Source organism: Altererythrobacter ishigakiensis, assembly GCF_001663155.1.
Classification (GTDB): Bacteria; Pseudomonadota; Alphaproteobacteria; order Sphingomonadales; family Sphingomonadaceae; genus Erythrobacter; species Erythrobacter ishigakiensis.
Window position 1 is genome coordinate 2,606,143 of the sequence record NZ_CP015963.1, and the last position, 20,666, is coordinate 2,626,808.

The 20,666-nt window shown below is 57.3% G+C and carries 22 protein-coding genes and 1 tRNA gene; 15 read left to right on the forward strand and 8 right to left on the reverse strand.

From position 1 onward, the window contains the following. The gene (locus A6F69_RS12530; protein WP_067601895.1) at window positions 1–1,098 is read right to left on the reverse strand and encodes a fatty acid desaturase family protein; all 1,098 of its coding nucleotides are present in this window, start codon (window positions 1,096–1,098) and stop codon (window positions 1–3) included. Between the two features lie 88 nt (window positions 1,099–1,186). Beyond that, entirely contained in the window at window positions 1,187–1,342 is a 156-nt protein-coding gene (locus A6F69_RS13285; RefSeq protein WP_342669862.1) for a hypothetical protein, read from the reverse strand. Window positions 1,343–1,345: 3 nt separating this feature from the next. On the opposite strand from A6F69_RS13285, the gene A6F69_RS12535 reads away from it, so the two are divergent. Further along, window positions 1,346–2,404: an N-acetyltransferase gene (locus tag A6F69_RS12535; RefSeq protein WP_342669863.1), complete on the forward strand. Its 1,059-nt coding sequence runs from the start codon at window positions 1,346–1,348 to the stop codon at window positions 2,402–2,404. Window positions 2,405–2,692: 288 nt separating this feature from the next. Next, entirely contained in the window at window positions 2,693–3,481 is a 789-nt protein-coding gene (locus A6F69_RS12540) for a response regulator (protein ID WP_067601901.1), read from the forward strand. On the opposite strand, the gene A6F69_RS12545 is transcribed toward A6F69_RS12540, so the two are convergent. Beyond that, window positions 3,482–5,053: a CHASE domain-containing protein gene (locus A6F69_RS12545; protein WP_245638250.1), complete on the reverse strand. Its 1,572-nt coding sequence runs from the start codon at window positions 5,051–5,053 to the stop codon at window positions 3,482–3,484. Window positions 5,054–5,292: 239 nt separating this feature from the next. Here A6F69_RS12545 and A6F69_RS12550 point away from each other — a divergent pair, with 239 nt between their 5' ends. Both A6F69_RS12550 and A6F69_RS12555 read left to right on the forward strand, forming a co-directional pair. Further along, window positions 5,293–5,475: a NepR family anti-sigma factor gene (locus tag A6F69_RS12550; RefSeq protein ID WP_067601904.1), complete on the forward strand. Its 183-nt coding sequence runs from the start codon at window positions 5,293–5,295 to the stop codon at window positions 5,473–5,475. Next, window positions 5,475–6,083 (forward strand): sigma-70 family RNA polymerase sigma factor, encoded by a 609-nt coding sequence (locus A6F69_RS12555; protein ID WP_067601907.1) that lies wholly within the window; start codon window positions 5,475–5,477, stop codon window positions 6,081–6,083. The genes A6F69_RS12550 and A6F69_RS12555 overlap by 1 nt, the downstream gene beginning before the upstream one ends. Before the next feature lie 34 nt (window positions 6,084–6,117). On the opposite strand, the gene A6F69_RS12560 is transcribed toward A6F69_RS12555, so the two are convergent. Continuing rightward, window positions 6,118–6,729: a superoxide dismutase gene (locus tag A6F69_RS12560; RefSeq protein WP_067601910.1), complete on the reverse strand. Its 612-nt coding sequence runs from the start codon at window positions 6,727–6,729 to the stop codon at window positions 6,118–6,120. Window positions 6,730–6,844: 115 nt separating this feature from the next. Then, window positions 6,845–8,098, reverse strand: a complete 1,254-nt coding sequence (locus A6F69_RS12565; protein WP_067601913.1) for a dicarboxylate/amino acid:cation symporter — start codon at window positions 8,096–8,098, stop codon at window positions 6,845–6,847. 103 nt (window positions 8,099–8,201) lie between these two features. Here A6F69_RS12565 and glmM point away from each other — a divergent pair, with 103 nt between their 5' ends. Genes glmM through thiD form a run of 3 tightly spaced genes read left to right on the forward strand, consistent with a single transcriptional unit; the run spans window position 8,202 to window position 10,572 of the window. Then, window positions 8,202–9,539 carry a phosphoglucosamine mutase gene (gene glmM, locus A6F69_RS12570; protein ID WP_067601916.1) on the forward strand — a complete coding sequence of 446 codons (1,338 nt, stop codon included), beginning with the start codon at window positions 8,202–8,204 and terminating at the stop codon, window positions 9,537–9,539. After that, on the forward strand, window positions 9,539–9,763 hold the full coding sequence (locus tag A6F69_RS12575; RefSeq protein WP_067601918.1) for a DUF1272 domain-containing protein: 225 nt from the start codon (window positions 9,539–9,541) through the stop codon (window positions 9,761–9,763). The genes glmM and A6F69_RS12575 overlap by 1 nt, the downstream gene beginning before the upstream one ends. Beyond that, window positions 9,760–10,572: a bifunctional hydroxymethylpyrimidine kinase/phosphomethylpyrimidine kinase gene (thiD, locus tag A6F69_RS12580; RefSeq protein ID WP_067601921.1), complete on the forward strand. Its 813-nt coding sequence runs from the start codon at window positions 9,760–9,762 to the stop codon at window positions 10,570–10,572. Before A6F69_RS12575 ends, thiD begins: the two co-directional genes overlap by 4 nt. Here the strand turns inward: thiD and A6F69_RS12585 are convergent. Next, on the reverse strand, window positions 10,569–11,453 hold the full coding sequence (locus tag A6F69_RS12585) for an LOG family protein (RefSeq protein ID WP_067603155.1): 885 nt from the start codon (window positions 11,451–11,453) through the stop codon (window positions 10,569–10,571). The two genes, thiD and A6F69_RS12585, sit on opposite strands and share 4 nt — an antisense overlap. 110 nt (window positions 11,454–11,563) lie before the next feature. On the opposite strand from A6F69_RS12585, the gene A6F69_RS12590 reads away from it, so the two are divergent. Then, window positions 11,564–12,637, forward strand: a complete 1,074-nt coding sequence (locus tag A6F69_RS12590; RefSeq protein WP_067601924.1) for a phosphotransferase family protein — start codon at window positions 11,564–11,566, stop codon at window positions 12,635–12,637. A gap of 3 nt (window positions 12,638–12,640) precedes the next feature. Next, window positions 12,641–13,732, forward strand: coding sequence for an Rv3169 family protein (locus A6F69_RS12595; RefSeq protein ID WP_067601927.1), 1,092 nt, complete (start codon window positions 12,641–12,643; stop codon window positions 13,730–13,732). A 25-nt stretch (window positions 13,733–13,757) separates the two neighbouring features. Here the strand turns inward: A6F69_RS12595 and A6F69_RS12600 are convergent. Further along, window positions 13,758–13,831, reverse strand: a tRNA-Gln gene (locus tag A6F69_RS12600). 200 nt (window positions 13,832–14,031) lie between these two features. On the opposite strand from A6F69_RS12600, the gene A6F69_RS12605 reads away from it, so the two are divergent. Together A6F69_RS12605 and A6F69_RS12610 are read left to right on the forward strand one after the other, a co-directional pair. Further along, a complete protein-coding gene (locus A6F69_RS12605) occupies window positions 14,032–15,300 on the forward strand; it encodes a Ppx/GppA phosphatase family protein (RefSeq protein ID WP_083984808.1) in 1,269 nt (422 codons plus the stop codon). Next, window positions 15,297–15,965 (forward strand): RlmE family RNA methyltransferase, encoded by a 669-nt coding sequence (locus A6F69_RS12610; protein WP_067601930.1) that lies wholly within the window; start codon window positions 15,297–15,299, stop codon window positions 15,963–15,965. Before A6F69_RS12605 ends, A6F69_RS12610 begins: the two co-directional genes overlap by 4 nt. A 45-nt stretch (window positions 15,966–16,010) precedes the next feature. Here A6F69_RS12610 and A6F69_RS12615 read toward each other — a convergent pair whose 3' ends face one another. Further along, entirely contained in the window at window positions 16,011–16,610 is a 600-nt protein-coding gene (locus A6F69_RS12615) for a c-type cytochrome (RefSeq protein ID WP_067601933.1), read from the reverse strand. 152 nt (window positions 16,611–16,762) lie between these two features. On the opposite strand from A6F69_RS12615, the gene A6F69_RS12620 reads away from it, so the two are divergent. The 4 genes from A6F69_RS12620 to A6F69_RS12635 all read left to right on the forward strand — a co-directional run bounded on the left by A6F69_RS12620 (window position 16,763) and on the right by A6F69_RS12635 (window position 20,664). Then, entirely contained in the window at window positions 16,763–17,656 is an 894-nt protein-coding gene (locus tag A6F69_RS12620) for a prephenate dehydratase (RefSeq protein ID WP_067601936.1), read from the forward strand. Between the two features lie 82 nt (window positions 17,657–17,738). Further along, a complete protein-coding gene (locus tag A6F69_RS12625; protein WP_067601939.1) occupies window positions 17,739–18,404 on the forward strand; it encodes a hypothetical protein in 666 nt (221 codons plus the stop codon). Further along, window positions 18,401–19,693, forward strand: a complete 1,293-nt coding sequence (locus A6F69_RS12630) for a DUF4350 domain-containing protein (protein ID WP_067601942.1) — start codon at window positions 18,401–18,403, stop codon at window positions 19,691–19,693. Before A6F69_RS12625 ends, A6F69_RS12630 begins: the two co-directional genes overlap by 4 nt. Next, window positions 19,690–20,664: an AAA family ATPase gene (locus A6F69_RS12635; protein ID WP_067601945.1), complete on the forward strand. Its 975-nt coding sequence runs from the start codon at window positions 19,690–19,692 to the stop codon at window positions 20,662–20,664. The genes A6F69_RS12630 and A6F69_RS12635 overlap by 4 nt, the downstream gene beginning before the upstream one ends. Window positions 20,665–20,666 lie beyond the last annotated feature (2 nt).

Consider the following 20,666-nt stretch of genomic DNA (forward strand, 5'->3'; position numbering starts at 1 on the left):
TCAAGCCTCGCGGCGCACTCCCATTGTGCTTTTGGCTATCCGCCCAACCAACTCGACCATGCCTTTGTGGTTTGCGCCATCATAGGTTGACTGCTCACCAAGCTCCTTGCGCAAACGGCGATGTGCCTCTGGCAAATCATGGTAAGGCATCGATGGCATCAAGTGGTGCAGCGCATGATAACGCAGGCCCACAGGCGCCCAGATTTCCGCGATCATGCCCGGCGGCGGCACGTTGACACTATCGAGGAATTGCGCGGTCACCGTCATCGGTTCTCCATCATTCTCCCAAAGATGCGCCACCAGCGTGCGCAGCTGATTGAGCACCGCGGTTAGTGAAACGATCGCGAGTGCGATCAGCAAAGGCCGCCAGCCAAGCACAGCAACGCTGCCAATCAGAACCCATGCCCAAACAAATCCGCCCAGCTCTTGCCAAAAGACCCGCTTCGCCAGACGTCCTTCTGGCGGTTTGCGACGGAATTCCGGATTGATCATCAGCGCAGAGGCCTGTTCCCATACCATCCGGCGAAGCGGCGGGATAACCACTCCCAGCGGGAGCAACACGGCGAAACGCAAGAGCAATCCAATTGGCGCCAACAACGCGATCAGGACAAACGCAGGCAAGCTCCATGGCTTCATGAGTGCCAGCGGTAAGTACTCAGGATCTTCGACAGTTCCATATTGCGTGCGCTTGTGATGGAGAGTGTGCACCCCTTCGTACATGAAGCTAGGTACCAGCATGGGAATGCCGACCAGAAGATTCCAAGCTGTCCGAAAGCCGGGCAATGCGTCGCGATGGATATGTGTCAATTCGTGAATGAACATCAACGCGCGATAAAGCGCCAATGCCGATACAACGCCGAGCGCAAAAGCAAGCGGGATAGAGTTTACCAGAATCGCGCCTGCCAATGTGCCATAGCCTACCGCGATCGAAAGCAGCATGTCCGGCCAGTAAACGCCAGCCTTCGCCTCGCCCAGATCTTTGGTCAGATCGCGGGCGGCACGAAGCATGTCCTTGTCATCGCTGCTAATGAACTGGGCTCGGGTAGCCGGCTCTTTGGCAGCGTGCGCAACATTTGCGGGATTCAGTGCATTTTCCATCGTAAATCTCTATTCGCAGGCGCCCATAGCCCAAAACACAGGGGCAGGACAAACGCGATGTGTTGGCAAGAGTGATCGAATGACTTGCTTAAGCGGCAATCTCTGACCACACATTGACCCAGAACAATTGAAGCGGGGCAATCGGGTGAGCACTCACGATATAGTGATAGAGCAAGTCAGCGACAAGAAAGGGCGGGCCGCTTTCGTTGACATTGGCAACATGTTCGCCGCGCGGGAACCGCATTGGGTGCCTCAGCTGCGCAGCGAGCAGATTGAGCTTATCACACCAGACAAGAACCCGTTTTTCGGCCACGCAAAGGCACAGTTGATGATTGCCTGGAGGCAAGGGAAGCCAGTCGGTCGAATTTCAGCGCATATCGACAAGCTTGCCTTGGACATGCCGAAGGAACAAGGATTTGGCCCCGGCACAGGCATGTTCGGTTATTTCGATGCGGAAGACGAAGCGGTTGCCCATGTCCTGCTGGCCGAAGCAGAACGCTGGTTGCGATCCGAAGAGATGGAACGCGTTTTAGGCCCGATCTCCATGTCGATATGGGAAGAGCCGGGGTTGCTGGTACGCGGACAGGATCATTCACCGATGATCATGATGGGGCACCATCCTGCGCAATATCGGAGCTGGATCGAAAGTTACGGTTTCGAACCGGCGAAAACACTGCTGACTTACGATCTGGACGTGTCGAGAGATTTCCCGCCGCTGATCCAGCGGATCGTCAAGTCAGGCGAGCGAAATGATCGTATCTCCGTGCGCCAGGTCGTGAAAAAGGATTGGGATGCTGAGGTCGACATCATCTTGTCGATCCTGAACGATGCATGGTCCAGCAATTGGGGATTCGTGCCTTTCACCCCCGAAGAGATTGCCCATGCAGGCAAGAAACTGCGCCCGATTATCTTCGAACCGCTTAACATGATTGCAGAGCTGGATGGTGAGCCGGTCGCATTCATGCTGACCTTTCCTGACATAAATCAAGTGCTGAAAAAGATCGACGGAAAACTATTCCCTTTCGGCTGGTTCCATCTCTTGCGGTGGCTGCGCAAGCCAAAGGACGCTGGAATGCGCGTCCCGCTAATGGGCGTTAAGAAGGAACTTCACAACTCACGGGTTGCGAGCCAGCTTGCCTTCATGATGATCAGTCAGATCCGCAAGAATGCATCGGCTCTCTATGGCTCACAAAGGGGCGAGATCGGCTGGATCCTGGATGACAATCAGGGGATGGTGGCCATCGCCGATGCCATCGAAAGCAAAATCAACCGCGAGTATATCGTTTTCAGCAAGTCCCTAAGCTAAGTGTCGAAAGCGAAAAAAGGCCTCCGCCTGATAAGACGGAGGCCTTCGGGATCGTATCACCAGCCACTTGGACGGGAGGGGGGTCTCGGCGGTGATGCAGTAGAAATGCGCGACCGGAACAGCGGTTCCCGGCAAAACGAAAATTTTTCTGCATATGATCATGAGCTCTTATCAGCGGTATTCAGATGCCCCCAGTTCGATGGACAAAACAGCCCGCTGTGCTATCGCTTCATCAACTTACTGATTATTGAAAGCCCACTTGGCAATTGGGTCCGAAGGAACTGTTAGATGTCACTTAGCGCTCAAATTGCAGCGAATTTGCCTTATCTGCGACGGTATGCGCGCGCGCTTACCGGATCACAGGCCAGCGGCGACAAATTTGTTCGTGCAACGCTAGAGGCGGCCCTCGCAGACGAGGATTTGAAGGCAGAGCTCGCTGGTGGGCGAGTCCCTCTCTACCGTGCCTTCACTGCTCTGTGGTCAAGTACGGAGGACGCGGTCAGCGCTGTTTCCGGCTCTGAACATGAAGAGCAAGCGCAGCAGCGCTTACGCACCGTTACACCGCTGAATCGGCAAGCACTTTTGCTCACGTCGTTGGAAGATTTCTCACCCGCACAGGCTGCGGAAATATTGGAAGTGAGCGAAGCAGATATCGTGCAACTGGTTGAAAACGCCATCGACGAAATCGACCGGGAAGCTGCCACTCAAGTGCTGATAATCGAGGATGAACCGCTGATCTCGATGCAGTTGGAAGATCTCGTCAAGACACTGGGCCACGAAGTGTTCGGAACTGCAGCAACACGTACACAAGCGCAAGAAGCGGTCTCCGAGGCCAAGCCCGGGTTGGTTCTGGCTGACATCCAGTTGGCTGACGGTTCATCCGGGCTTGACGCAGTAGATGACATTCTGACGATGGGCGATGTGCCTGTCGTATTCATCACTGCCTATCCTGAACGGTTGCTCACCGGCGACCGTCCCGAACCGACTTACCTTGTAACAAAGCCGTTTCGCGAACAGACGGTGCGCGCTGCCATTAGCCAAGCTCTGTTTTTCGATTCAAGCAAGCCTCTGAGCTGACTAATCTGACAACCGGGCAAGCCGCTCCCTGATATGGAACTCCGCACTAACGCGGAGGGGTACGCGCAGGATGCAGCTCACTCCTTCAGGTTCGAACCGCATGTCAACGGGATGGCGCAATTCATGCGCCACGATCTTTTCGATGAGCTCGGTTCCGAAACCCCGCTTGCGCTCAGCTTTCACTTCCGGGCCCCCGCGCTCCTCCCATTTCAGGCGCGCCAAGTGGTCACTCTCGCGCTCCCATTTAATGGTCACCTTCGCTCCCGAGCGGCTAAGTGCGCCATATTTTGCAGCGTTTGTTGCAAGCTCGTGAATGGCAAGGCCAAGAGAGAGGGCGTCATTTGGTGCAAGCTCTATGTCCGGACCATCCATGACCACTTCGGTATCTCCGCCTGCGTAGGGCGCAAGCTCGACTTCAACCACGGACCGCAAGGGGGTCGTACCCCATTCCGAGTTCGTGAGAAGGTCATGTGTTGCCGAGAGTGCCCGTACGCGCCCCTCCAGACTGTCCGCAAATTCATCCAGACTATCGGTCCGTCGACGCGTCAAAGAGATGATCGACACGATGCTAGCCAGGGTATTCTTGACGCGGTGGTTGAGTTCGCGAGTCAGAGAGTTGCGAATTGAATTCTGCTCTTCAAAGAAAGCGAGCGACGCTTCATCTTCAACCGCTTGGCGAGTTAAGAGTCTGGCGAGAAGCATCAGCAAGCTTGCAGTCGCCAAGCCGAACAAGAGAGTCGCCATCGAAAGCGGCGACAGGCTGCCAACGCGCGCCGACTCCACTTCGACCGAGAAAGGTCGATTCCCGATGGTTATCTGCTCAGCCATTGTCATGCCGGACGCGTATGCAGGGACATGCTGCGCCAGCAGGTTTTGCTCGCCAACTTCTCCGTCATAAAAGCGCACACCCATATCTGGATGGGCGGACCGGTTCATCGCCGATGCCAAGAAGAATTGCGCGTCGAACGGGCTGAACACGAAGCCTTTCAGCTTCCGTGCGCCCAAGGGTCCCTCGAAAACGGGCATAAAGATCAGAAATCCATTATCGATTGTCTGCCCTTCTTCTCCCAAATTCAGCTTGGCAGTGGCGGTTGGTCGAACCATGCGCGCTGCTTCATCCATTGCAGCACTGACCACCTCGTGCGAATATAGATCATAGCCTAGGGCCGCCGCCGACTCCCGCGTGTCCGGTTTCAGAAAGGTGATCGGTGCCAGTGTTTGGCCAGATGCGCCAGTCTGCCGCCGGATTTGAAAATTGGTTCCTTTCTCCGCGCTGACCATGCGCTGAAATTCGGCGACATTGGCTCTGTCAATAACCTCTGCCCAACCGATTCCCTCAGATCCTTCTGCGTTCGAATCGAGCCTTAGTTCGTTGGCGAAACGCTGGAACATGGCGAGGCTAACATCTGGAGTGGTTGCGAAAAGTGCCGAGCCCGAACGCAGATACGCCTCTGTCGTATTGCTGCGCCTGACAAGTTCGTTCGCAAGCGTCTGCGCCACTTCGCGCATGACCACCTGTTCCCTGCGATGCTCGCTTGCTTCAATACTAAGCACGCTAAACGTTGTTATCACGCCGATGATCAGGAAAATTGCAAATGGAACAGCACGCGGAAAGCGGACAAGCAACCGCGTCGCCCGTCTCAGACGAGGCGGTTCAGTCACTGTTGACGCGACGCCGTGCATCGTTTCGATCATCTCTCTATTGCTAGCTTGGGAACAAAAGAGCTAGGCTATCGTTCCCCATTCGAGGCGATTAAAGTCGCGACACGCGCAGGAATTGTCGGGGTTGAGTGAGAGGATACGGGAGCCCAATGGGATCGAGCAAGGAACCAGCCCAGACACGTTCTGGTCGAAAATCCGGAAAGTCGGTCCCCTCTCCAGACTGGGCGGACGGCTTGAAGACGCTCTATGACTCGGTAGTTGAAGAGCCTCTGCCTGATAGCTTCAAGGATTTGCTGGATAAGCTGGACGAACAATCGGACGGTCCAAGCTGATGGCGCAAAGTAAGCGCACTGCCGCTCAAAAGCTCGAATTCAAACGTGAACTTGAGGAAGTCATTCCGCACCTTCGCGCATTTGCACGTGGCCTTTGCGGCCGGCCCGACATGGCTGATGATCTGGTACAGGAAGCGCTGATGAAAGCCTGGGCCGCTCAGGAACGATTCGAGCCGGGGACATCAATGCGCGCATGGACATTCGTTATTCTGCGCAATGCCTATCTCACGGATATGCGGCGCAATCGATTCCGTGGTGATTATGATGAAACCGTTGCCGAACGTATTCTAACTGCGCCTGCGGGACAGGAAGAGCCAATCCATCTCTCAGATTTGCAGCGCGCAATGCAGACGTTGCCCGCAGAGCGGCGGGAAGCGCTGTTGCTGGTGGGCGCAGGCGGATTTTCGTACGAAGAGGCCGCCAATATCTGCGGTTGCGCGGTCGGCACGATCAAAAGCCGTGTTGGTCGTGCACGCGCCGCGCTCAATTCAATGCTTGAAGAAGGCGCGATCCCGAAACGTTCTGTAGAAGACGAAGGTGCACATCGGGCAATTCTGGAAGAGCTCGACAGCGTCGCTGCCCGCCAGGCGGAAAGCGCCGAGAACTAAGCCCTGCTCAGCCCCTGGCGATCACTCATTTGATTCAGGACGGATAAGTCCAGGCACTACCCTGCGCCAGATTTTCCGACACGAAAGCCCAGTTTAGCTTCTCCTCGACAACGGCTTCAAGATACGCCGGACGCTTGTTCTGGTGGTCTAGATAATAGGCGTGTTCCCACACGTCGATTGTCAGCAGTGGGTTGAACTCGCTGTCTGCCAGCGTGTCGCCATCGTGGGTTTCCTCAATCGACAGCTTGCCGTCCTTCTCAGCTAGCCAGACCCAACCACTCGCAAAGTGGCCGGCACCCCGCGATTTCAATTGGTCTTTCAAACCGTCCAGCGAGCCGAATGCGTCGTCGATCTTCGCAGCCAGTTCATCGGAAGGTACTCCTCCATCGGGGCTCATCGAATGCCAGTAGAATGCATGATTCCAGCTTTGAGCGGCATTGTTGAATAGACCCTGATTTCTGCCACGTGCCGCAGCGATCACTTCCGACATAGGCTTGCCATCGAGTTCGGTGCCTTCAATCGCGGCATTCATCTTGTCGACATAGGCTTGGTGGTGCTTTGCATGGTGGAAGCTTAGCGTATGCGCTGAGATCGCCGGTTCGAGTGCTGTCTCTGCATATGGTAGGGGGGTGAGGGCAAAGGCCATATTAGCTCCGTTTTGTTCCGAATTTTCGCATAGTTACATAGTAATAACGCGCGGATCGCATATGGGTTGCACGCTTCAACTTGCAAGTTGTGCAAGTCACCTTGCACGAGCGCACTCAATCCTGCTGAACGCGATCCACTGCACTTGTGACGGCTACGTTCATGGTCACATTGCCAAGCGTGCGCATGATGTCAGGCAACATCTCTACGGCGACGAGCAATGCGAGGGGTTCTACCGGAACGCCCATCGCAATCGCAATCGGCCCGATTGAAACCACGAAGCTGATCGATCCTGGCAAGCTGACGGATCCGATACTGATGATCAGAGCGACGCCGATGCCGGCAACCATCAACACCGGTGATAATTCAACGCCGGCCAAATGCGCGACATAAATGGCAACCGCCAGATTCATCGCCGGGCTTGTGGCGCGAAATACCGCAACAGCCAAAGGCAAGACGAATTCCGACGTGCTTTGCCTAAGCCCGAGCCGCCCCGAACTGTCGAGCATGGCGGGAAGGCTTGCGAGCGAACTTTGCGTCGAGATCGCGACAGCTTGTGCAGGCAGAACCGCCTTGACGAACCGCCACGGGGCAACACCGCCCAGCCCCCACGCGACAATATACGCGCCAATCAGAACGATCCCGCCCATTGCACTGACCAGCAAGATGTAATGCACCAGCGCGGCGAACGCGCCCCCGCCTGCACGGGCTGCGACCCCAAGCGCGAGCGCAAAAACACCTACCGGTGCGAGCCACAGCACCCAGCCGATTATCTGAAGCATGGCATTGGCCAACGCATGGAAAAAGCTCAGCAAGCTTTCACTTTGCTTGGCCGGCAATCGTGTGATTGCCACAGCGAATAGTGCAAAGAATATGGTAATCGGCAACATGGCCGTTTCTGCCGCGGCCGCGACTATATTGGGCGCGACGAGTGACGCTACAAAGTCTGCCAACTCTGGGACCTGCTGCGCCTCCTGCGGCGTCTCTGCAAGGAATGCCGTCGCTGATTGGGGTACGGGAAAGGCTTCCAGCAGCCAGGGTAAAAGTACTGCCGTTGCTACTCCGCTTGCAATCAGGATTGCAAAGACCAGCATCAGCATGCGCCGCGCTGCCGCGCCAGCCCGCGCCGCGCTTGCAAGTTGAACAATGCCCAATACAAGCAACGCCGCGACCAGCGGTATGATTGTCATCTGCAACGCCCTCAGCCACAGCGTGCCGATCGGGCTTGTCCACCGCACAATATCGTCGATCATGGTGCCGTCAGACAGCACCATCCCGATCAACAGGCCGACCATTAGGCCAGCAAATGTCCATGCCACTGGCAGCTTGATCGGGATCAGTTCGAAACGTGTCTGCGCCTGTTCGGTCAATTTATACCTTCCTTGCCCTTCCCTTCGCGCGATAACCACGCCAATAGCGTGTGGCAATTACTTGCCACGCAAAGGCACAGGATCAGGGCGGAGACATTAACAGATGGGACGCAAGTTCTTCGGAACAGACGGGATCAGAGGCCGGACCAATACAGGCGTGATGACAGCGGCCATGGCCATGCGCGTCGGACAAGCCGCAGGAGCACACTTTGCCCGGGGTGACCATCGACACCGCGTGGTGATCGGTAAGGATACGCGCCTGTCCGGATACATGATGGAAAATGCTCTGGTCGCTGGCTTCACCAGTGTGGGTATGGATGTGATCATGACGGGCCCTCTGCCGACCCCGGCGATCGCTCTGCTGACACGCGAAATGCGCGCTGACATGGGTGTGATGATTTCCGCCAGCCACAACCCTTATGAAGACAATGGCATCAAGCTGTTTGGTCCGGACGGTTTCAAGCTTTCGGACGATGACGAACTTGCCATCGAAGCATTGATCGAAGCCGAACCACAGCTCGCACCGCCGGCCCGGATCGGTCGCGCACGGCGGATCGATGACGCGGCAGGACGATACATCCATGCTGTCAAGCAGTCGATCGGTTCAGACGTCCGTTTTGATAACCTCAAGGTCGTGATCGATTGCGCACATGGCGCAGCGTATCAGGTAGCGCCAACGGCAATTTGGGAGCTTGGCGCGGAAGTTGTCAGTATCGGGGTCTTGCCGAATGGCCTGAACATAAATGACGGGGTAGGCTCCACAGCGATCGAGGCGTTGCAGGCGCGAGTTGTCGAAGAAAAAGCAGATATCGGCATCGCGCTCGACGGTGACGCCGACCGGCTGATCGTCGTCGATGAGAAAGGCCAGAAGGTCGATGGTGACCAGTTGATGGCGCTGATCGCCACACGGATGCAAGAAAAGGGCGATCTGAGCGGGGGCGGCATCGTTTCGACTGTGATGTCGAATCTGGGGCTTGAACGTTACCTTCAATCGATTGGGTTGAAACTGGAGCGGACCAAGGTGGGGGACCGCTATGTGCTTGAGCGCATGAAAGAAGGCGGGTTCAACCTGGGCGGTGAACAATCAGGGCACATGATCCTGCTTGATCATGCGACCACCGGCGACGGTACAGTCGCTGCGATGCGCGTGCTCGCCGGGCTGGTGCGCTCCGGCAAGCCGGCAAGCGAGTTGCTCCATCTGTTTGATCCAGTGCCACAGCTGCTCAAGAATGTGCGTTATGACGGCGGGGCGCCATTGGAAGACGCCAATGTCAAAGCGGTTATCGCTGGTGCCGAGGCCGAGCTAGCAGGCTGCGGCCGGCTGGTCATTCGTCCATCTGGCACCGAGCCTGTCATCCGCGTTATGGCTGAAGGCGATGACGCGGCTCAGGTTGAAGCAATCGTTGATCGTATTTGCGACGCAGTAAGGGATGCGACCTGATGCTGGAGATGCGGCCAGACTGCGAGCGCTGCGGCACAGATTTGCCCGCAGAAGCGCCAGGAGCGTTCATTTGCAGCTTCGAATGTACGTTTTGTGCCGAATGCGCAGAATCGCTGGATGACGCGTGCCCCAACTGCGGCGGCGAACTGATGGATCGCCCCACACGCGCAAAGAGGCTACAAGAAAAGTTTCCACCATCGACCGATCGCAAGCATAAATCGTGAGCGAGAGGCCCCCTCCCCGCATCTTGTCCATCGCCGGTTCGGATTCGTCCGGTGGCGCAGGTATACAGGCCGATATCAAGACAATCACAATGCTGGGTGGCTATGCGATGACCGCGATTACTGCCGCAACCGCCCAAAACACCGTAGGTGTGCAGGCGATTGTTCCGATGAGCGGCGCCTTTGTTGGCCAACAAATCAAAAGCTGTATTGATGATATCGGAGTCAATGCAGTCAAGATCGGCATGCTGCATGATCGCGACATCATCGAACAGGTTGCCGCCGCGCTCGACACACTGCCGGAAGGCACACCGGTAGTGCTCGATCCGGTTATGATCGCGACTTCGGGCTCTCCGCTGATCGCGCCCGATGCGATCGCAGCGATTGAAGACCAATTGTTTACCCGCGCGACGCTGATAACCCCGAACCTGCCAGAGCTCGAGCATATGGCAGAACGCGAATTGCGGGACACCGGCCTGATGGAAAGCGCGGCTGCACAGCTGGCCAAGACATATGAGGCACACGTTCTTGCAAAGGGCGGCCACACAGATACGCAGCAGATCATCGACTTGCTCGTCGCTCCTGATCGGAAAGCTCTGCAGTACAGCCATACCCGGATCGACACGCCGCATACGCATGGCACCGGTTGCACCTTATCGGCTGCAATTGCGACGCTACTCGGCCACGGCCAATCACTGGAGCATGCGATTACGCTTGCGCGGAATTTTGTCTATCGCGCCATCGGGGCAGCGCCCGGATTTGGCGCGGGTAATGGCCCGCTTGGGCATCAAGCGGTCAGAAGCACGCGCTAGCGATCTAGCTCGTAGAACTCAGCAATGTGATTCCACGCCTCTTCATGATCCTCGCAGAACTTGAAGAGCTCCAGATCCTTCTTCGCGATTGTGCCTTCCTCCGCGATGGCCTCGAAATTGACAACTCGATTCCAGAAGTCCTTGCCAAACAGCAGGATAGGGATCGGCTTCATTTTGCCGGTCTGAATAAGGGTCAACAGCTCGAAAAATTCATCGAATGTCCCGAAGCCGCCCGGGAATACCGCCACTGCACGCGCACGTAACAAGAAGTGCATCTTGCGTAGCGCGAAGTAGTGGAAATTGAGCGAAAGATAGGGCGTTACATAAGAATTGGGCGCTTGCTCATGCGGCAACACAATATTGAGACCAATCGATTCCGCACCTGCATCCGAAGCACCGCGATTGGCAGCTTCCATGATCGAGGGGCCACCGCCGGAGCATACCACGAACTGGCGAAGACCATTTTCGATTATGGCTTTCTCGGAAGCCAATCTAGCCAGCTGATAAGCCTGATCGTAATACTTTGCCTTATCGGCCAGGCGCTTCGCAACCAGCTGTTCATACTCGCTGCCGCCTGCGGCCGCATCAATCTTCGCTTGCGCATTCTCAGGCGAAGGAATTCGCGCGGATCCGTACATCACCAGTGTCGAACCGACGCGTGCCTCATCTAGCAGCATTTCCGGCTTTTGAAGTTCCAGCTGGAACCGCACCGGCCGCATCTCGTCGCGCAGCAGGAAGTCTGTGTCTCGAAACGCTAAGCGATAGGCAGGATGCTCTGTCTGTGGCGTATGCTCTGGGCAATCCTCAGTAAACCGCGCTTCTTCGTTGGCGGGGTAGAATCTGCGCCCCACCAGTCCATGTTCGTTCTGTTTGTCTGTCATTGCCACGCGAATAGGGCCGCCTTGATGCAGGAGCAAGCGGCTTTGTGCGCAGCTTGCGATTGCCGGATACACTGTTCGCGCATATGCTGCGCGCGAGGGGAGAGGGATTAATGGCGGAATTTCCGTCACATCCAGCTGATGTAACCGCGCGGTGGATAAGCAATCGATTGCGTGATGCCGGTGTATTGAATGGCGGCGAGGTCAGCGACATTCGCTGGGAGCCGATTGGCACAGGTCAGGTCGGCGATAGCGCGCGGTTTCATCTGACATATGATGACTCTGGTGCTGGCCCGGCCACGGTCGCCGGCAAGTTCCCTGCAGAGAATCCGACCAGCCGCGGAACCGCAGCGATGATGGGCCTCTATGCCAAGGAAGTGCAATTCTACCGCGAGCTCGCGCCAATGCTGGATGTGCGAGTGCCCCAAACCTACGCCGCAGGTTTGAGCCAGGATGGCAGTGACTTTGTTCTCCTGTTCGAAGATCTGGTCCCGCAGAAGGGCGGCAATCAGCTGGATAGCTGCACCTATCACGAAGCGTGCCACGCCATCCGCCAAGCCGCTGCGCTGCATGCGCCCTCGTGGAATAATGACGCGATCCTCTCACTCGATTGGCTGCAGCCGCAAGAAGCCGTTGCGGCACAAATCCGCACGCTTTACCCGCAGGCACAAGCCGTATTTGCTGAGCGATATGCCGGTTCGCTCGAGCCGGAGTTCATGTCAGTGTGCAACGAGCTTGCGAAAAGCGATGCATGGCTGTCACGCGATCATCCCAAGATCAGCCTGGTTCACGGTGATTTCCGCCTCGACAACATGTTGTTCGGGATCGGTCGCGGCAGCGAACCGATTGCTATCCTTGATTGGCAGACACTCAGTATCGGTCATCCGATGACGGATATCGGGTATTTTATGGGTTGCGGGATCGGCGATGATTTGCGCCGCCAGCACGAAGATGAGTTACTGGATCTCTATTGCGCTGAAATGACGGCGCGGGGCGTCCCGTTGACCCGTGACGATATCTGGCGCGACTACGTGATCGGTGCGCTTCACGGTGTTTCAACTGCGGTATTCAGCGCGGCGTTTGTCGAGCGGACAGAGCGCGGTGATGCCAATTTCCTGTCGATGGCGCGTGGGGCCTGCGCGCTGGTACTAAAGTACGACAGCCTGAAGATGCTGGAGGAGGGTTAGAAAATGGCACTTAGTAAGGGTGATGAATTCCCGCTACATCAAACCCCGGAACCGGTCGCTTATTCAGGCACGGATCGCAATTTTTATGATCGATATTTCTTCAACGGATATGCACCCGACGGTAGCGGTTTCTTTGCATTGGCCTTTGGCGTGTACCCGCATCTGGATATAGCTGACGCTCATTTCAGCTTCATTTTGGACGGAAAGCAGTATTGTCTGCACGCCAGCTGCGAAATGGGGATGGAGCGGATGAATCTGGCAGTCGGGCCGATCCGCATCGAAGTGGTCAAACCGCTACATCAACTCAAAGTCACGATCCAAGAGACTGACGGGATCGCGGGCGAGTTCACGTTCACCGGGCGTGCTTTTCCTATTGAGGAACCGCGCTTCACGCATCGCATCGGCCCGCGTACCTTCATGGACTATACGCGCATGACTCAAAATGGTCATTTTACTGGCTGGATCTCGCTCGACGGGATGCGCGAGGATATGGTCGAAGGCACCTGTGGAACGCGCGACAGAAGCTGGGGTGTTCGCCCGATTGGCGCGCGCGATCCACAACCCATGCCCGGCACACCGCTGCCCGCATTCTTCTGGCAATGGACACCAATCAACTTCGAAGGCGGCAGTCTCTTCTTCCACGTCAATAACGATCAGCACGGGGAATCGTGGAACACCCGCGCCGCATGGGCTGCCGACGGTGCTGACGCAGACCAAATCAACGAAGGTGCGGGCTCTATGCGTACGCGACTGGAAAGCGGCACACGCTGGCCCAGCGGCGGCACACTATCGCTTGCGCTTCCAGGTGCCCCTGAACAAGTGACCTTCGAGCCGATCGGCCGCTTTCACATGAAGGGGCTTGGATACACGCATCCTGAATGGGGACATGGCATGCATCACGGACCGCTGCGTGTTGAACGTGAGGATTTCGATCTGGTCTCGCTCGATCCGCTGCAGCCTGAAAATTTACATGTACAAATGATCGTCCAGGCGCTGACACCTGATGACAATGGTATCGGCGCATTCGAACAGCTGATCATCGGCCCGTTCAGCCCGTTGGGTCTGGAAGGATTCATTGACCCGGCCAAGGGCTGAGTACGGACAAATAATCGAGAATTGCTGGATGCCCCGTGAGGATTCGAACCTCAATTGACGGAGTCAGAGTCCGTAGTCTTACCATTAGACGACGGGGCATCAGTTGCAGCGGCGATTCTCGCCAGCCGCGCGGTAAAGCGCTGCGCATCTAGTTTCGCAGGCTGCGCAGGTCAAGGCAAAGCTGCGCGTGCTGAACCTCGTGTTCGCCACCTCGATACTTGCCCGATGCGCCTCTAATCGCTAGCTAAAGGGCAGGTCCCCGTGCGCAGCATGCGGCGGGAGGAAAGAAAGCATTAATTATGGCGGATCATTCTCCGCCGGACAGTAAAAATAGGGCAGGCCACCGCAGGGGCGGCAAGTCCGGCAAAGTAGCCGATTTTCGCTACAAACGCCCTGGCAAGCCCAATCAAGATCGTGCTTCGCGCAAAGCGAGTTCGCGTGCCCGCAAGCCGGGTCGCATTGCCAAGCCGCAAAGTGGCAAAAGAATCCCTCAGCAAAAGAGTTCGCCCAGACCATTTGTATCGTCTGGACCGCGCCCCGGTCAGGCTTATGCCGCGATTGACCTTGGCACCAATAACTGTCGTTTGCTGATCGCCCGCCCGGCTGGCGAAGGCTTCACCGTTATCGACGCCTTCAGCCGCGTGGTCCGCCTGGGTGAGGATTTGGCCATGTCGGGCCGGTTGAGTGATAACGCGATGGAGCGCACGGTACAGGCGCTTTCGGTCTGTGCGGACAAGCTGCGCCGTCGTAACGTCTATCTCGCGCGGTCAGTCGCGACGGAGGCTTGCCGCCGGGCAAGTAATGGCGAAGCGTTCATCGAGCGGGTGCGCGAAGAGACCGGCATAGCGCTCGACATCATCAGCGCAGAGGAAGAGGCACGCCTTGCCGTGCTCGGCTGCCAGATTCTGCTGGAGCCCGGAACCGGTCCGGCGATCATCTTTGACATTGGCGGAGGCTCGACAGAGCTGGTGCTGCTCGAACAGGGTGGCGGGGTTCCGCAGATGGTCGATTGGCTCAGCGTTCCGTGGGGCGTTGTTTCGCTGACCGATACAGTGGGCAAGGTTGAAGGTGACGCTCAGCAGCGCGCTGCAACTTATGACAAGATGCGCCGTGTCGTGCGGGAAAGCTTCACCCATTTCGCGAATCGAATCGCTCCCGCAGCACAGCAGGGCGATCTGCGTTTGCTGGGAACGAGCGGGACAGTCACCACGCTGGCCAGCCTGCATCTCCAGTTACCGCAATATGATCGCAATGCGGTGGACGGTCTGATCGTTCCTGCACATTCCATGCGCGAGATCACGCAGATGCTTGCCAGCAAGTCCCCCGAAGATCGCGCCGCTGTACCTTGTATCGGGAAAGACCGGGCAGAACTGGTGGTCGCAGGCTGCGCAATCCTCGAATCGATCCTCGACATCTGGCCTGCGACCCGCCTTGGCGTGGCCGATCGCGGCATTCGCGAAGGCATATTGCGCAGCTTGATGGCAAACGAACTGGCGCACCCGCACCCGCTGCATGAAAGCAAGCCCAGCTGGCCCGCGCGTGATCCCGAAATGGATTTGAGCAAATGAGCCGGTCAGGCCGCGATCCCAGCAAACGTGTGCGCACCGCCAAGAAACGCACCGCTTCATCCACTCGCTGGCTCGAGCGTCAGCTCAACGACCCCTATGTCAAGCAAGCCAAGGCCGAAGGCTACCGTAGCCGCGCCGCCTACAAGCTGATCGAGCTGGATGACAGGTTCGGATTGATCCGGGGCGCAACCCGTGTGGTGGACCTAGGCATCACACCAGGGGGATGGAGCCAGGTGGTGCGTAAGCTTGCCCCCAAAGCGACTATTGTCGGTATCGACCTGCTCGAAACCGAACCGATCGAAGGCGTGACCATATTCCAGATGGATTTCATGGATGATGCCGCGCCCGCCGCCCTGGAAGAGGCGCTGGGAGGACCGGCTGATCTGGTGATGTCAGATATGGCTGCAAACACGGTCGGTCACAAGCAGACCGATCACCTACGCACGATGGGTCTGGTTGAAGCTGCGGCATGGTTCGCGGTCGAGAACCTGACCGAAGGCGGGGCATTTGTGGCAAAGGTTCTGGCAGGCGGTACAGATGATGACCTCCTCAAGCTGCTGAAGAAGCACTTCAAGTCGGTCAAGCATGCGAAACCGCCGGCAAGTCGCAAAGGTTCATCCGAATGGTATGTCGTCGCGCAAAAATTCAAGGGCCGCAGCGACTAACCCGCCACGGCCCATTGAAATTGCTCTTTAGCTGAGAAAGCTGACTTATTCAGCCGCTGCCTCTGCGCCCTCGGCTGTCTCGTCCGCGGCCAATTCTTCAGCCGGGGCTTCTTCGATCACAACCGCTTCAGGCCGCGCAGGCGCCCCGCCAAAGCTTTCCATGTAAGCCATGACATTGGCGCGATCCATGGGGTCACTAAGGCCAGCAAAGCTCATCTTGGTGCCGTCTGCATAGCCGCGCGGATTGTTAAGCCATGCATCCATGTCTTCCCAAGTCCAATTGCCACCCTTGCCGGAAAGCGCATCACTGTATGCATAGCCAGGTACGTGGCTACCAATCGCTGCGCCCATGACAGCGTAAAGATTTGGACCGATACCGTTGGCTGCGCCCTGTTCAATCGTGTGGCATGCAGAGCACTTCGCAAACACGCGTTCACCTGCCTCGGCTGTGGCATCGACAAGCAGGTTGCCAAGCGGCGGAGGTGCCGCCGGCCCTTCGCTCTCCGTTTCAACGCCTTCAATCACATAACCTAGTGTCTCAGGGCGCTCGCCCTTGAAATACTTATAGCTGGCAATCGAAGCGCCAAGCCCGACAATGCCTGCAAAAAGGACCCAACCTGCGATGGTATTGAAACGATCATCCATGATGCGATGTTATCCGAAATTTTGGTCTGCAATAAACGTGGGTGCGCATTAGTCGCGCATGCGCCGCATAGCAAGACCGATCAGGGCACTATCTGTTGCAGTGTGTGCAATAGGCTTGCGGCAGAAGATTTCGCGCGATAGGCGCACTCACAATGCAAAGCTTTCCCGCCCCCGCCATGTCCATGGTTGAGACCATGCAGGCCGCCGCTGAAGCGGAACCCGAGCGCGCGATTGCGTTCCAGGGGTCGCCCGGAGCGAATTCGCACCGTGCCGCTATGGAAGCCTGCCCGGATCACTTGCCGCTTCCCTGTTTCAGCTTTGCCGATGCATTAGAGAGAGTGAAGACCGGCAATGCCGGCTTCGCGATCATCCCGATTGAAAATTCGCAGCATGGCCGCGTGGCTGACATTCACTTCCTGCTGCCCGAATCGGGTCTGAAGATCGTTGGTGAGTATTTCATGCCGATCCATCATGCACTGATGGGTATTACCAAGGGGCCTTATACCGCGGCGTACAGCCATCCCCAGGCACTGGGCCAATCGCGCCATTTCCTGCGCGAACGCGGGATCGTGCCGCTTAGCCACGCTGACACCGCGGGCGCCGCTGCCTATGTCGCGGAAAAGCAGGACCCGACACTCTGCGCCATCGCGCCAGCCATTGCCGCCGAGCTCTACGGCCTCGAGATTGCCGAGCATAATGTCGAGGATGCCGCGGACAACATGACGCGTTTTGTCATTTGCGCGCGCGACGCGATTGATCCAGCAACCCTTGCCGGCGAAGATGCGATCACAACCTTCGTGTTCGAAGTCAAAAATATTCCTGCAGCGCTGTACAAGGCGATGGGTGGGTTTGCGACCAACGGCGTCAACATGACGAAACTCGAAAGCTATCAGAAAGGCGCGAGCTTTTCTGCCACCATGTTCTATGCCGACATTATCGGTGCCCCTGGTGACCCGTCGGTGGATCGGGCACTGGAAGAGCTTGCCTTTCATTGCAAGGAACTGAAAATGCTGGGCAGCTATCGACAGGCGCGCGCGCGCGGGTGAGATCAATTTCCAAGTAAAAAAGAGTGTTTACCTCAATTGGTAGCGGTTGCTTAGCAGACGCTGCCGTGTCACCACGCAAGTAATGAGCGCGGTCGCCCCTACCCCATCTGTTTCAGATCAAGCATCCGACAGCTGGCAACAGTTGCGCGCAAATGAGAATATTCAATTCGCGCCTGTAGAAATGCCAGTCCAGCCGCCACGCGAGCCCAATTTGATTGAGCGTTTTTTCAGATGGATCGGAGAGATTCTCTCAGAGGCGCTAGGCGGACTGTTCGGCTCTGCGTGGCCGGTCCTACAGTGGATCTTGCTAGCCGCTCTGATCGGTGGCGTGCTGTATATGCTCTACCAGATCATCGACCCCTTTGGCCGGGTGAAGCGCGATAAGATTGAACTGGAAGAAGAGCCGGAATGGCGGCCAGATCAGGGCGCAGCGGTGGCGCTGCTCGAAGAGGCTGACCGGCTGGCAGCCGAAGGAAAGTTCGACGAAGCCACGCACCTGCTCTTGCAACGCAGCGTTAGCCATATGTCATCAGCGCGGCCCGACTGGGTCGAACCTTCCTCAACCGCACGCGAGTTGTCGCAGATTGAGGGTTTGCCCGAAGCGGCGCGGCAGGCATTTACTATTATTGCTGAACGGGTCGAACGCAGCCTGTTTGCGCTGACACATTTGGAGCGTGCCGATTGGGAAGCCGCACGAGAGGCCTATGCCCAATTCGCCTTGAGTCGGCTTGATCGAGGTGCTGCATGAGCGCGCACCGCGCATCTGGCTTTAATGCCCGCACTGTCTTTCTGGCAGTCATTGCGAGTTTCGCTGCATTTATTGCCACACTCTACTTCATAGGCATTGGAGATACCGGAGGTGACGGCAACGACGCGCGGGCGCATGCGGCATCAAATGGTCTCAATGGCTATGCAGGCCTTGCAACATTGCTTGAATTGGAAGGGTTCGATGTAGAGCTCTCGCGCAGCCGGGGTGGGCTTGAGACCTACGGCCTGCTGGTACTGACGCCACCAATGCAGACAGATCCTGAGGAGTTCGCGCAAATCCTTGAGGATCGCTTCTACTACGGCCCGACGCTGGTGATCTTGCCCAAATGGTGGGCAAGTCCTTTCCCTGATCAGCTGCCGCTCGAGATCCGCGAAGAAGTGAAGGAAGGCTGGGTCAGGCTCAACTTCGCCAATAGTTCCGAATGGACCTCGCAGATGCCTGAATTGTACGCCTTCGAGCACGAGTTGGACACCTCGCGCGATGAAGGTGACGAGGAAGCTGCGGACCGCGGCGCCGATGAACCCATGGAATGGTCCGGCATGGGTTTGTCAGGAAATCTGCCTACGCAAACGCTCGCCTATAGCAAGCAGAAGGACACGCATGACGTGCTTGTGCGCGGACCAGAGGGCAGCGTGGTCGCCTTTGAACTTTATGGCGAGGAAGGCAGTGAATTCTACAACGATGGTTCGCGCATTATCTTTATCACAGAGCCTGATCTGGTGAATAATTACGGCATAGGTGACCGGACCCGCGCCGAGCTTGCCATGAAGCTTGTCCGCGAACTTTCCTACGATGATGAAACCAGCGTCACTTTCGATCTGACCTTGCACGGACTTGGTGGAGCCAAGAACCTGCTGACGCTGGTATTCACCCCGCCATTCCTTGCAGCGACACTATGCCTGATTGCAGCAATGATCATGATCGGCTGGCGCGCATTCCGCCGCTTTGGTCCTGCCCGCGTCGAAGCTCCCGCGCATGCTTTTGGAAAAGGTACTCTGATTGCCAACAGCGCGGGATTGATCCTGCGCGCACGGCGTTTCCCGATGCTGACCGCGCCATATGCAGAACTGATAAAGCGCCGCATCGCCAAGCGGCTTGGCATGACAAGGTTTGACAATGACGCACTGGATGCGGCGGCACGGCGGGTACTGCCGGACGAGCCACCCGTGACCATGCGCACCAATGCTCTGCGCGAAGCGCAAAGCCCCAAAGATATTCTCGACGCAGCAGAGAGCCTGCACGAACTTGAGAGGAAACTAATCCGATGAGTGACACCAATTCCATGACACTGGAAGAGCTGCGCGAACTGGCCGGCGCGATCCGCGGCGAAGTGGGCAAGGCGATCGTTGGCCAGGATGACATGATCGATCGCTTGCTGATCGCGATGGTGAGTCAGGGTCACGTGCTTTTGGAAGGGCCGCCAGGAACCGCAAAAACCTTCCTTGCACAAAGCTTTGCGACGGCGCTCGGCCTCGATTTCGGGCGCATCCAGTTTACTCCGGATCTGTTGCCGGGCGATATCCTCGGCTCGAACCTGTTCAACTTCCAGACCAGCCAGTTCACGCTGACGCGCGGGCCGATCTTCTGTGATCTTCTGCTGGCTGACGAAATCAATCGCACCCCGCCCAAGACGCAGGCTGCGCTGCTCGAAGCAATGCAGGAACGCCGCGTCACGCTGGATGGTGAAACGCATGATCTGGCAGACAGGTTCATGGTGGTCGCAACACAAAACCCGATCGAGAATCAGGGCGTCTATCCGCTGCCAGAAGCGCAGCTTGACCGCTTCCTGTTCAAGCTGCTTGTCCCTTACCCCGCAGAGGAAGAAGAGGCCGCCATTGTTGCAAAATATGGCGTGCATCAGGGACCGCCGCGCCCAGCGGAATTGGGGGTAACAGCTGTCGCCGACGGAGCAACGCTTGCGCGAGCAGGGGGTGCTGTCGCGCATGTGACCGCAGCGCAGGAAATTACCGATTATGTCGTGCGCCTGATCCGTGCCACGCGCGAGCACGCCGATCTTGCAGTTGGCGCCAGCCCCAGGGCCGCGGTGCTGCTGTCTCATGCGGCAAGAGCGCGTGCGGCGCTCGATGGGCGCGCCTACGCCATCCCGGACGACGTGAAGGCGCTGGCGGTACCGGCGCTGCGTCACCGTCTCACGCTAAGCCCGGCAGCAGAGATTGAGGGTCGCGATGTGGAAACACTGGTGACAGAGCTGGTCGAAGCGACGGAAGCACCGCGCTAAGA